This is a genomic window from Pandoraea sp. 64-18, from assembly GCF_001899225.1.
GTDB lineage: Bacteria > Pseudomonadota > Gammaproteobacteria > Burkholderiales > Burkholderiaceae > Pandoraea > Pandoraea cepalis.
Window position 1 is genome coordinate 574,213 of sequence record NZ_MKVU01000006.1, and the last position, 11,707, is coordinate 585,919.

Below are 11,707 nucleotides of genomic sequence, written 5' to 3' on the forward strand. Positions count from 1 at the left end.
CCGCGATCGGATTGGCTGCGAAGCCAGCGTCGCCGCACCCCTGCGACACTCAGCTACGCACCGGCTGACGCCAGATCAGTGCCATGCCGAGCAGGCTTTGCAGCAGGTAGATGCCGCTCGAAATACCGTGAAGCATGCCAAAACGTGCAGCGAACGCCGACTGGCCGATCTCCACGCCCGCCGCGTCCGCCTGCGCGCGCAGATCCGCCATCAACGGCTGGAGGCCGAACGAGGCGATCAGCACACAGACCATCATCGCCACCGCCAGCCACCGCAGTCCGCGATAGCTGCGTGCCGCTTGGGCGTCGCCCGCACGCGCAATCAGCGCCGTCGCCAGCCAGACCAGCAGCACGCCGCAGACGAGACTTATCCAGGCTTGCGTGTGAAACAGGCGACCGGCGACCGTTCCGGCCATGGTGCGCGATTCCAGCACTGCGAAGAGCGTGGGCGCCACGACATAGCCGATCGCCCACTGACTACCGCACCAGAGGGTCGCAATCAGGCGGAACAGCCGTTCCAGCCGCGGTGCGCCGCGGGCGGACGTTACGTCAGACGTAGCGGACATCGATGATCTCGTACTCACGCACGCCGCTCGGGGCCTGCACTTCGGCCACATCGCCAGCGTACTTGCCAATGAGGGCACGTGCGATCGGCGAACTCACCGAGATCTTGCCGTGTTCCAGATCGGCTTCGTCGTCGCCGACGATCTGGTACAGCACCGTGCCGCCGTTGTCGAGGTCTTCGAGTTCGACGGTGGCGGCAAACACCACGCGCCCCTCGGCGTCGAGCAACGACGGGTCGATGATCTGCGCGGCGGAGAGCTTGGATTCGAGATCGGCGATACGCCCCTCGATAAAGCCCTGCTTTTCCTTGGCGGCGTCGTATTCCGCATTTTCCGACAGATCGCCCTGCGCACGAGCTTCAGCAATCGCAGTGATCACGGCCGGACGTTCGACGGTCTTCAGGCGGTGCAGCTCTTCTTTGAGCAGCTCGGCGCCCCGCTTGGTCAGAGGAATGGTACTCATACGCGTTGTTCCGAAAGACAAAAAAATTGCCGCAGCAAAGCCGCATTCGCACTGGTTTGCGAACGCCGCTTGACCGCGGCTGTGACACCTATGTGGCGTTAGTGTAGCAGAGTTGTCGAGGCCGCCAACCACAGGGCCGGCCGCACGACATTGCAACAGCTATGCACCATTTGGCGCGTCCGACGGGGATCGGTTCCCTGCCGAGCGCGCCATTTCTTGCAGCGTAACCGCTCAGGCCTTGCGCAATCAGGCCGGCAGCAAGGCGTGCAGGCCCTGCAGGTCGTAGACCTCGAGATTCTGCAGATACTTCAGGCCTTCCACGGCGGCACGGGCACCCGAGATCGTCGTGTAGTACGTAACCTTGTGCGCTTGCGCCGACATGCGGATCGAGCGGGAATCGGCAATCGCCGTGCGCGTCTCGTCCACCGTGGTGAACACCAGCGCGATCTCGCCGTTCTTGATCATGTCGACAATGTGCGGACGGCCGTCCTTCACCTTGTTGACCACGCGCACCGGGATGCCGGCGGCGTCGATAGCCGCGGCGGTGCCACGCGTGGCCACGATCGGGTAACCCAGCGCGTGCAGCATGCGGGCCACTTCAACCGCGCGTGGCTTGTCGGCGTCCTTCACCGTGAGCAGCACCGTGCCCGAGGCCGGCAGGCGCGAGCCCGCGGCCAGTTGCGACTTGAACAGCGCCTCGCCGAACGTGCGGCCCACGCCCATCACTTCGCCCGTCGAGCGCATTTCCGGTCCAAGCACCGGGTCGACGCCCGGGAACTTCACGAACGGGAACACGGCTTCCTTGACGCTGAAGTACGGCGGCACGACTTCGCTCGTCACGTTTTGCGACTTGAGCGACTGACCGACCATGGCACGCGCGGCGATCTTGGCCAATTGACGACCGGTCGCCTTCGATACGTAGGGCACCGTACGCGAGGCGCGCGGGTTCACTTCGAGCACGTAGATCGTGTCGACCCCGTTGCCCTGCTGGATCGCGAACTGCACATTCATCAGGCCGATCACGTTGAGGGCGCGGGCCATGGCGGCCGTCTGACGCTTGAGTTCGGCCACGGTCGGCGCGGAGAGCGTGTACGGGGGCAGCGAGCAAGCCGAGTCGCCCGAGTGGACGCCAGCCTGTTCGATGTGTTCCATCACGCCGCCGATATAGACGTCCGTGCCGTCGGAGATGCAATCCACGTCGCATTCGATGGCGTCGTCGAGGAAGCGATCGAGCAGCACCGGGCTGTCGTGGCTGACCTTGACGGCTTCGCGCATGTAGCGCTCGAGGTCACGCGGCTCGTGGACGATTTCCATCGCACGCCCGCCCAGCACATACGAGGGACGCACCACCAGCGGGTAGCCGATCTCGGCGGCGAGCTTGAGCGCTTCGTCCTCGGCGCGCGCCGTGCGGTTCGGCGGCTGGCGCAGGCCCAGGTCCTGCAGCAGCTTCTGGAAACGCTCGCGGTCTTCGGCCGCGTCGATCATGTCGGGGCTGGTGCCGACGATGGGCACACCGTTCGCTTCGAGATCGAGGGCGAGCTTGAGCGGGGTCTGACCGCCGTACTGCACGATCACGCCGACCGGCTTTTCGAGGTCGACGATTTCGAGCACGTCTTCCAGCGTCACCGGTTCGAAGTACAGACGATCCGACGTGTCGTAGTCCGTCGACACCGTTTCCGGGTTGCAGTTGACCATGATGGTCTCGTAGCCGTCTTCACGCAGTGCGAGCGCCGCGTGCACACAGCAGTAATCGAACTCGATCCCCTGGCCGATACGGTTCGGACCACCGCCCAGCACCATGACCTTCTTCTTGTTGGTCGGCTGGGCTTCGCACTCTTCCTCATAGGTCGAGTACATGTAGGCCGTGTCGGTCGAGAATTCGGCAGCGCAGGTGTCCACGCGCTTGTAGACCGGGCGCACCTTCTGTGCGATACGGGCTTGGCGCACGGCCGTCTGGTCGGTGCCGAGCAGCTTGGCGAGGCGGCGATCCGAGAAGCCGCTTTGCTTGAGGAAGCGCAGCTCGTCGGTCGACAGGCTCTCCAGCGTACGGCCGGCCAACGCCTGTTCCTTCTTGACGATGGCTTCGAGCTGAGCGAGGAACCACGGGTCGATGGCCGTCTCGGCGTACACCTCTTCCAGGCTCATGCCCAGACGGAACGCGTCGCCCACGTACCAAATGCGGTCGGGGCCCGGCTCGCCGATCTCGGCCACGATCTCGTCGCGGTCGGTCGACTTTTCGTCCAGACCATCCACCCCGACTTCCAGGCCACGCATGGCCTTCTGGAACGACTCCTGGAACGTGCGGCCCATGGCCATCACTTCGCCGACCGACTTCATCTGCGTGGTCAGGCGCGCGTCGGCTTCGCGGAACTTCTCGAAGGCGAAACGCGGTACCTTGGTCACGACATAGTCGATGGTCGGCTCAAACGAAGCCGGTGTAGCACCGCCGGTGATCTCGTTGCGCAGCTCGTCGAGCGTGTAGCCGACGGCCAGCTTGGCGGCGATCTTGGCGATCGGGAAGCCGGTCGCCTTCGACGCCAGTGCCGAAGAGCGCGACACGCGCGGGTTCATTTCGATGACGACCATGCGGCCGTCCTTCGGGTTGATCGAGAACTGAACGTTCGAGCCGCCCGTCTCCACGCCGATTTCGCGCAGCACTGCCAGCGACGCGTTACGCAGCAGTTGGTATTCCTTGTCGGTCAGCGTCTGGGCGGGTGCTACGGTAATCGAATCGCCGGTGTGCACGCCCATCGGGTCGAGGTTCTCGATCGAGCAGACGATGATGCAGTTGTCGGCGCGGTCGCGCACGACTTCCATCTCGTACTCTTTCCAGCCCAGCAGCGACTCTTCGATGAGCAGTTCACGCGTGGGCGAGAGGTCGAGACCGCGCTTGCAGATCTCTTCGAACTCTTCGCGGTTGTAGGCGATGCCGCCGCCCGAGCCGCCGAGCGTGAACGACGGACGGATCACCATTGGATAGCCGCTGCCGCCGATCTCGGCCATGATCTGCGCCTGCACGGCGAGCGCATCTTCCATTGAATGGGCGATGCCCGACTTGGCCGACCCGAGACCGATCTTGGTCATCGCGTCCTTGAACTTCAGGCGGTCTTCGGCCTTGTCGATGGCTTCCGGCGACGCGCCGATCAGCTCGACCTTGTACTTATCGAGCACGCCATGCTTGTGCAGGTCGAGCGCGCAGTTCAGCGCGGTCTGGCCACCCATGGTCGGCAGGATGGCATCCGGGCGTTCCTTGGCGATGATGCGCTCGACGACTTCCCAGGTAATCGGTTCGATGTAGGTCACATCGGCCGTGTCCGGGTCGGTCATGATCGTGGCGGGGTTGCTGTTGATCAGGATGACCTTGAAGCCTTCCTCGCGCAGCGCCTTGCAGGCCTGTGCGCCGGAATAGTCGAATTCGCATGCCTGACCGATGATGATCGGACCGGCGCCAATGATGAGGATGCTCTTGATGTCTGTGCGCTTTGGCATAACGTTCTCAACAAAAATTTAACTCAGCGTCGCGGTCGCGAGCTTCACACCGAAGCCGACGAACAGCGCGCCCACGCCGCCGGTTGCCCCGGCGCTCAACCGGCGACGTTGCCGGAAGTGCTCGGCCAGGCGGTAACCGGCCAGGATCAGCGTGCTCAGATACAGGAAACTGCAGGTCTGCACGATCGCGCCCAGCACCGCAAACGACACGGCGGGGTAGGCGTAGCCCGGATCGACGAACTGGATGAAAAACGACACGCAGAACAGGATCGCCTTCGGGTTGAGCAGGCTGATGAACAGCGCCCGCTTGAACGGGTGATCCGCGTCGACTGGCTTGGGCGCGGCGACTGCCGTCCCTGCATTGGCGCGTGCGGCCCGCGCGTTGGCGATGGCTCCGCGCAGCATGTTCACGCCCATCCAGCAAAGATAGGCGGCGCCGAGATACTTCACCACGAAGAACAGCGCCGGCTGCGCATGCAGCAGCGACGCCACGCCGGCGGCCGACAGGGTCATGAGGATCGTGTCGCCGAGGAACACGCCGCATGCGCCTGCGTAGCCCTGGCGAACCCCGCGCTGCGCTGCCACCGACAGCACATAGAGCGAGTTCGGCCCTGGCAGCAGAATGATCACCACCACCCCGGCCAGGTAGGTCCAGAGGTTGACGATGCCGATCGAGTTTCCGAGCATGTTGAGCGTTCCCTTATCCGTATCTCGTCGTGCCAGGCCTTACGCGGGCTGCTTCGCGTCGACCATCGACTGCACGAAGCGATCGAACAGATAGCCGATGTCGTGCGGGCCGGGCGAGGCTTCCGGGTGTCCCTGGAAGCAGAAGGCCGGGCGATCCGTCAGCTCGAAGCCTTGCAGCGTGCCATCGAACAGCGACACGTGCGAGACGCGCGCGTTGGCCGGCAGGCTATTGGCATCCACGGCGAAGCCATGGTTTTGCGACGTGATGACCACACGGCCGGTCGCGAGATCCTTGACCGGATGGTTGGCGCCGTGGTGACCGGTCTTCATCTTCAGCGTCTTCGCGCCGACGGCCAGACCCATGATCTGGTGGCCGAGGCAGATGCCGAAGGTCGGGATGCGGCGTTCGAGGAACGTCTTCGTGGCGGCGATGGCGTAATCGCAAGGTTCCGGGTCGCCGGGGCCGTTCGAGAGGAACACACCGTCCGGGTTCAGCGCGAATACGTCGTCGGCCGAGCTTTGCGCCGGCAGGACCGTGACCTTGCAACCGCGCTGGGCCAGCATGCGCAGGATGTTGCGCTTGACGCCGTAGTCCAGTGCGACCACGTGGAATTTCGGATCCTTCTGTTCACCGTAGCCTTCGCCCAGGCGCCATTCCGTTTCCGTCCACGAATACGGCTCCGTGGTCGAGACGACCTTGGCAAGGTCCATTCCGGCGAGGCCCGGGAACGATTGGGCAAGCGCGATGGCCTTGGCCGCGTCAGCGCCTTCTCCGGCGAGGATGCAGCCGTTCTGGGCGCCCTTCTCGCGCAGAATACGGGTGAGGCGGCGCGTGTCGATACCGGCGATGGCTACAACGCCCTCGTCCTTCAGATATTGCGACAGCGTCCTGTCGGCGCGGAAATTCGACTCGAGGATCGGCAGATCCTTGATGATCAGGCCTGCGGCATGGACTTTCGTGGCTTCGACGTCTTCACCGTTGACGCCCGTGTTGCCGATGTGCGGATACGTCAACGTGACGATCTGACGCGCATAGCTGGGGTCGGTGAGGATTTCCTGATAGCCGGTGATGGCGGTGTTGAAAACCACTTCACCGATGGTGTGACCGGCAGCGCCGATGGCGTACCCACGAAAGACCGTGCCGTCAGCGAGCGCGAGAATGGCGGGTGGGAATGACGGCAGCACGGGAAACTCCTGGAGGTTTCACCCCGGCTGCCAGCCCCATCGTCCGCTCGCGATGACACTTGCGCGGGCACCGGAATTGCGCGGAATATGCGCACAGCGGAGGCTCGGGCTACGGACGAGATGTCAGGCGGGTAGGCGCTAGGGTGAGGGTTAAATGACTAAAACCTTCAAAGTATAGCGCAAATCCCAATCATCTCAAAGCTGAACATGTGGAACACCAGTACGCTCTGCGTTCTCCCTGGGGGTGAGGCTGTTTGGGGACGGATACGCAGAGGGGATAGGGAAATGGATGCCCGCCCGCTGGGCCGCCAGCACGATATGGCGCTCCATGGCGGCCCCGGCGACGGCGCCATCGCGGCGGCGCAGGGCGTCGAGTATCTCCAGATGTTCATGATAGGTGGAGAGCACCAGTTCGCGCTGATAGAACGGAAGGCGCTGGCTTTCCATCACAATCTCCGTGCTGCCGCGCAGGATATCGGCGATGGCCCCGTTTCCGGCGAGTCCCACGATGCGCAGGTGGAAGGCAAAGTCCAGTTGGGCGGCCGTGTCGACGTCGCCGTCGACCAGTGCGACCTTCATCGCCTCCACGTTGTCCGTGAGCCACTCGATCTCGCCATTGCTGGCCGCGTGGGCGGCGAGGCGGGCGGAGAAGCCTTCGAGCGCATAGCGCAACTGATACGTGTCGGCGAGCGAGATCTGGTCGGCGAAGCGCCAGGCGACGCCCAAGCGCGCCGAGGCGTCGTTCACATAAACGCCTTTACCGGGGCGGATCGCTACCATGCCAAGCGCCTCGAGCGTCGACAGGGCCTCACGCAGCGAGGCGCGACTGATCGTCAGCTCTTCGGCGAGTTGGCGTTGTGACGGGAGCATCGCGCCAGCCGGATAGACCTGACGTTCGATGCGCTCGCGGATGATGGCGACGGCGGCGTCGGTTACGGCATGCGCCGAATGCTTCATGAGGCCTCACAGGGAATGCGGGTATACGTATCTCGCATTGTACGACGCCAAATATCTCCCCAGGCGCTCAGCCGGCAACGCGTGAGCAAACCCGGGCGGCGTGGGGACTTACCGTTCGCCCGGCGCACGGGCGCAGGGCAGGCGCTATCGACGCGTGCCTCCGCGCGCGCGGCCTTGCGCCGTCGCCTGGTGGGCGGGGTGTTCGGGATGGTCGCCGAGGAGGCGACGCACGACCCCATTGGTCCAGCCGAAGCCATCCTGAAGCGGGTACTCCCCGCCTCCCCCACCGCTTGCCGACATTGCATCGCTCGCATGCAGCGAGTACTTCTCGACGAGCTTGCTTTCGCGAGCATAGAGCGCGCTGACCGTCGAGAGCCAGCGGTGGGCGATATCGTTCGCGAGCCTGTGCTCGCCGTACTGACGAAGCCCGTGAATGGCGATCCATTGCAGCGGCGCCCAGCCATTCGGCGGATCCCATTGCTGCAGGCTGGACGCCTGCGTCGTGCGCAGCCCTCCGGGGGCCAGGAGACGATCCTCGATCGTCTGCGCCGAGCGGCGTGCTTGCTCACGCGAGGCCAATCCAACAAAGAGTGGCGTGGCGAGCGCGGCCGACAACCGCGGGTGCGGCGCACCGCGCTGCCAGTCGTAATCCAGGAATGCGCCCTCGTCGTCGCACCAGAGATAGCGCGTCATCGCCTCGCGCCGGGCTTGCGCACGCGCGGCAAAGGCTCGGGCGTTTTCCGTGTCGCCATTGGCCTCGCTCAGCCTGGAAATCTGCACTTCAGAGGCGAACAGGAAGCTATTCAGGTCCACGGGCACGAAGGCGGTCGTGCGGATCGAACCGAGGTTGGTCGCGTCGTCCAGCCAGCGCGAGCTGAAGTCCCAGCCCGAGGCTGCGCCGGCGCGCAGATCGCGATACACCTGCGCAGCGGGACGATCCGGCGCATGGAGCGCCGTATTCACATCTTCCAGATACCCTTCCTCGCGCGGCGTATCGCGTTCGTCCCAGTAGCGATTGAGGCGTGAGCCGTCGGGCAGGCACACGACATGGCGATAGGCATCGCCGGGGGCGAGCGACGCCTCCCCGTCCATCCAGAAGTCGTACTCGCGACGCAAGTGGGGCAGATACCGGATCGCGCGCGCCACGCCGTGCGACTCGAACAGCGCCACCATCAGTCCATACATCGGCGGCTGCGAGCGGCTCAGGTAGTAAGTGCGATTGCCGTTCGGGATGTGGCCGTAAGTGTCGATGAGAAAAGAAAAATTATCGGCCATGCTCACCAGCAAATCGTGGCGGGCGCTGCAAGCCAGGCCAAGCATCGTGAAATACGAGTCCCAGTAATAAAGCTCGTGGAAGCGTCCGCCCGGCACCACATATGGCCGGGGGAGTGGCAACAGCGAGCTGTAGGCCGGGTGCGTTTCGGGCAAGCGCGTGAGGACATCCCAGAGTCCGTCGATATGGTCGACGAGCCCCTGCCCTGGGTCAGAGACATAGTGACTGGCGGGTGGGCGTTCGAGGGTGAAATACGACGACACGAAGCGCGCAAGGTCGAAGCCGGGTTTCGCGACGTCGTCGCGATAGCGGCGCAGGATCTCGTCCGGCGCCAGCGTGGGCACGCAGTCCACAAACGTCTTGCTGTCGGGAAAAATGCGCTGCGTCTGCACGTCGACGAACAACTGCTGATAGCGATCGGCGGGGGTGAGTACGTCAGACGGTGCCGAATGTGCGACGTCCGGCGTCATGCCTCCGGCGGCCAGCGAGCGTTGTACAGTGTCCGTCATCGTCATTGCTCCGCGTAACGCCAGAGCAGGCCGCCGTCGACGAACAGCGTAGTGCCCGTAACATAACTGGCGTCCGGCGAGGCGAGGAACAGCACGGCGTTGGCGACTTCGCTCGGATCGGCGAGACGCCCGAGGGGGATGTTGGCGATCAGCGCGTCGCGCTCCTCCTTATTGGCGAGGAGCTGATGATTGATCGCCGTGCCGACCGCGCCGGGCGCGACGTTGTTGACCGCAATACCGAGCGGGGCGAGTTCGATCGCGAGATTGCGCATCATCATCTTCAGGCCGCCCTTGCTGGCGCAGTAACTGGTGAAATGCGGAAACGGCAGCTCCTCGTGAACCGAGCTGACGTTGACGATGCGCCCGCCGCGCTTCGTGTCGCGCAGGTGCTGCACAAACGCCTGTGTGAGAAAGAAAGCCCCCTTCAGGTTCACATTCATCACCAGGTCGTAGTCCGCTTCCGTCACATCCAGAAAGGGCGCCCACCGCTCCACGCCCGCGTTATTGACCAGAACATCGACCCGTCCCATGGCCTCGACGGCTTGCGCAATCACTGCGCGGTCGTCCGCGGCGACACCGACATCTCCCGCGATCACGCAGCCGTCGCTACCGGCCGTGCGCACCGCGTCGAGCGTCTGTTCGGCCATCGCGTTGTGCTGCCGATCCTCCACCACGATGCGTGCGCCCTCCTGTGCGAGACGGATCGCGATGGCGCGTCCGATGCCCTGAGCACTGCCGGTAACCAATACCACCGTGTCCTTCATTCGCATGGCGCCCCCTATTTCTGCACAAATTGCGGGATCTGCGCACACTGCCTTGCGGCTTTCACCGGGCGTCGAGGCAGCGCACCCTACGCAAGTGCGACCGCCCGTCCCAAATCGAAGTTCACACAAACTGCGGAGGATTCGCCCAACAAAACCGGCAAATACGAGCGAATCGCCGCCCCTGGCCCAAGCTGCGTGGGGCATCGCCCTGCCCTAGGGAATCCCCTCAGAAAACACGTCTTGACCCCACCATATTGGCTTTCTAATATTCTCCATAACACCACTGGTCAGACCGGTATGACTTGTCTGAATGCATGGATGGGTGTTGATTCGAATTGTGGTTGCGGTAGAAAACATTAGCCCCCAGAGAGCGCAGTCCGTCAGGCGTAGAGATTGCGAAATCCGAGAGAGTGATTTTGCAGGCAGAGGAGACAAACCATGCCCAAGCTGTTTCGTTCGTTGTTTGGCCGAGTCGTCATTGCGCTGATCGTTGGCGTGGCGCTTGGCATTTGGTTTCCGCACTTGGGAGAGTCATTGAGCCCGTTGGGCGATGGCTTTCTGAAGCTCATCAAGATGGTCATTGGACCGATCGTCTTCTGCGTGGTGGTCAGTGGCATGGCGAGTGCGGGTGACTTGCGCAAAGTCGGCCGGGTTGGCGTCAAGGCCGTTTTGTACTTCGAAGTCATCACCACCTTCGCGCTAGTCATTGGTGCTTTGCTGGCTTGGGCGACGCATCCGGGCGTGGGCATGAACATCGACGTTCGCAGCCTCAATCCGAGTGCGATGGCGGCGTACACCGAGAATGCCAAGGGATTGCAGGACACCGCTGGCTTCCTGTTGAAGATCATCCCCGACACGGTCACCGACGCCTTTGCCAAAGGCGACATCCTGCAGATTCTCGTCTTCTCCGTCATGTTCGGCTGTGCCTTGGCCGCCCTTGGTGAGCGTGGGCGTCCTGTCGCGCGCTTCATCGAAGACCTGAGCCACGTTTTCTTCCGAGTGATGGCGTTCATCATCCGACTCGCGCCGCTGGGTGTCTTGGGTGCCGTGGCGTTCACCACCGGCAAATACGGCGCGTCGTCGCTCAAGCAGCTTGGCATGCTCGTGCTCGTGTTCTACGTGAGCTGCTTCGTCTTCGTCACCGTGGTACTGGGTACCGTATTGCGTCTGGCGGGCTTCAACATCTTCAAGTTCATCAAATACTTCCGTGAAGAGTTGTCCATCGTGTTGGGCACCGCGTCGTCCGATGCCGTATTGCCGGCCATCATGCGCAAGCTCGAGTGGATGGGCATCAAAAAATCCACCGTGGGTCTGGTGATACCTACGGGTTACTCCTTCAACCTCGATGGCTTTTCCATCTACCTCACGCTGGCCGTCATCTTCATTGCCCAGGCGACCAACACCCCGTTGTCCATCCATGACCTGATCCTCGTCATCCTCGTCTCGCTGCTGACGTCCAAGGGGGCCCATGGCATTCCGGGGTCGGCCATCGTGATCCTGGCGGCGACGCTCACGGCCATTCCCGCCATCCCGGTCATTGGCCTCGTACTGATCCTTCCGGTCGACTGGTTCGTAGGCATTGCGCGGGCCGTCACCAATCTGTTGGGCAACTGCGTCGCGACCCTCGTCGTGGCCGCGTGGGAAAAAGACGTCGACTTTGCGAGAGCCCACAAAGTGCTCGATGGCGTGCTGCCTTACGAGCCCATTGCGGTGACCGTGGACGACATAGCCGAAGCTGGCACGCCGGCCAACGTGGCACTGACACGCTGAACGAGCGTCACTACTTAAACGAACCAACGAACCCAATGCCGACGCGAG

At 63.3% G+C, this 11,707-nt stretch carries 9 protein-coding genes; 1 reads left to right on the plus strand and 8 read right to left on the minus strand.

Going from position 1 to position 11,707, the window contains the following annotated elements; translation table 11 throughout:
- Positions 1-49: 49 nt before the first annotated feature.
- From BGP02_RS05430 to BGP02_RS05465, 8 genes are all read right to left on the minus strand, one after another.
- Positions 50-565, minus strand: a complete 516-nt coding sequence (locus tag BGP02_RS05430) for a DUF4149 domain-containing protein (protein ID WP_261938233.1) — start codon at positions 563-565, stop codon at positions 50-52.
- Positions 549-1,025: a transcription elongation factor GreA gene (greA, locus tag BGP02_RS05435; RefSeq protein WP_017231907.1), complete on the minus strand. Its 477-nt coding sequence runs from the start codon at positions 1,023-1,025 to the stop codon at positions 549-551. Before greA ends, BGP02_RS05430 begins: the two co-directional genes overlap by 17 nt.
- A gap of 246 nt (positions 1,026-1,271) precedes the next feature.
- On the minus strand, positions 1,272-4,514 hold the full coding sequence (gene carB / locus BGP02_RS05440) for a carbamoyl-phosphate synthase large subunit (protein WP_017231908.1): 3,243 nt from the start codon (positions 4,512-4,514) through the stop codon (positions 1,272-1,274).
- 18 nt (positions 4,515-4,532) lie between these two features.
- Positions 4,533-5,201 (minus strand): leucine efflux protein LeuE, encoded by a 669-nt coding sequence (leuE, locus tag BGP02_RS05445; protein WP_150562794.1) that lies wholly within the window; start codon positions 5,199-5,201, stop codon positions 4,533-4,535.
- 39 nt (positions 5,202-5,240) lie between these two features.
- Complete coding sequence (gene carA / locus BGP02_RS05450) at positions 5,241-6,386, minus strand: glutamine-hydrolyzing carbamoyl-phosphate synthase small subunit (protein ID WP_017231910.1); 1,146 nt, start codon at positions 6,384-6,386, stop codon at positions 5,241-5,243.
- A 195-nt stretch (positions 6,387-6,581) separates the two neighbouring features.
- Complete coding sequence (locus tag BGP02_RS05455) at positions 6,582-7,343, minus strand: FadR/GntR family transcriptional regulator (RefSeq protein WP_017231911.1); 762 nt, start codon at positions 7,341-7,343, stop codon at positions 6,582-6,584.
- A 144-nt stretch (positions 7,344-7,487) separates the two neighbouring features.
- Entirely contained in the window at positions 7,488-9,131 is a 1,644-nt protein-coding gene (gene treF, locus BGP02_RS05460; protein WP_017231912.1) for an alpha,alpha-trehalase TreF, read from the minus strand.
- Positions 9,128-9,895, minus strand: coding sequence for an SDR family NAD(P)-dependent oxidoreductase (locus tag BGP02_RS05465; protein WP_286798157.1), 768 nt, complete (start codon positions 9,893-9,895; stop codon positions 9,128-9,130). Before BGP02_RS05465 ends, treF begins: the two co-directional genes overlap by 4 nt.
- A 432-nt stretch (positions 9,896-10,327) precedes the next feature.
- On the opposite strand from BGP02_RS05465, the gene BGP02_RS05470 reads away from it, so the two are divergent.
- Complete coding sequence (locus tag BGP02_RS05470; RefSeq protein WP_017231914.1) at positions 10,328-11,659, plus strand: C4-dicarboxylate transporter DctA; 1,332 nt, start codon at positions 10,328-10,330, stop codon at positions 11,657-11,659.
- Positions 11,660-11,707: the final 48 nt, after the last annotated feature.

What these genes read in the sequence shown, in the direction of transcription:
- treF (WP_017231912.1), bottom strand. Translation starts at nt 9,131, where the DNA reads ATGACGATGACGGACACTGTACAACGCTCGCTGGCCGCCGGAGGCATG.
- greA (WP_017231907.1), bottom strand. Translation starts at nt 1,025, where the DNA reads ATGAGTACCATTCCTCTGACCAAGCGGGGCGCCGAGCTGCTCAAAGAA.
- BGP02_RS05430 (WP_261938233.1), bottom strand. Translation starts at nt 565, where the DNA reads ATGTCCGCTACGTCTGACGTAACGTCCGCCCGCGGCGCACCGCGGCTG.
- BGP02_RS05465 (WP_286798157.1), bottom strand. Translation starts at nt 9,895, where the DNA reads ATGCGAATGAAGGACACGGTGGTATTGGTTACCGGCAGTGCTCAGGGC.
- BGP02_RS05470 (WP_017231914.1), top strand. Translation starts at nt 10,328, where the DNA reads ATGCCCAAGCTGTTTCGTTCGTTGTTTGGCCGAGTCGTCATTGCGCTG.
- carB (WP_017231908.1), bottom strand. Translation starts at nt 4,514, where the DNA reads ATGCCAAAGCGCACAGACATCAAGAGCATCCTCATCATTGGCGCCGGT.
- leuE (WP_150562794.1), bottom strand. Translation starts at nt 5,201, where the DNA reads ATGCTCGGAAACTCGATCGGCATCGTCAACCTCTGGACCTACCTGGCC.
- BGP02_RS05455 (WP_017231911.1), bottom strand. Translation starts at nt 7,343, where the DNA reads ATGAAGCATTCGGCGCATGCCGTAACCGACGCCGCCGTCGCCATCATC.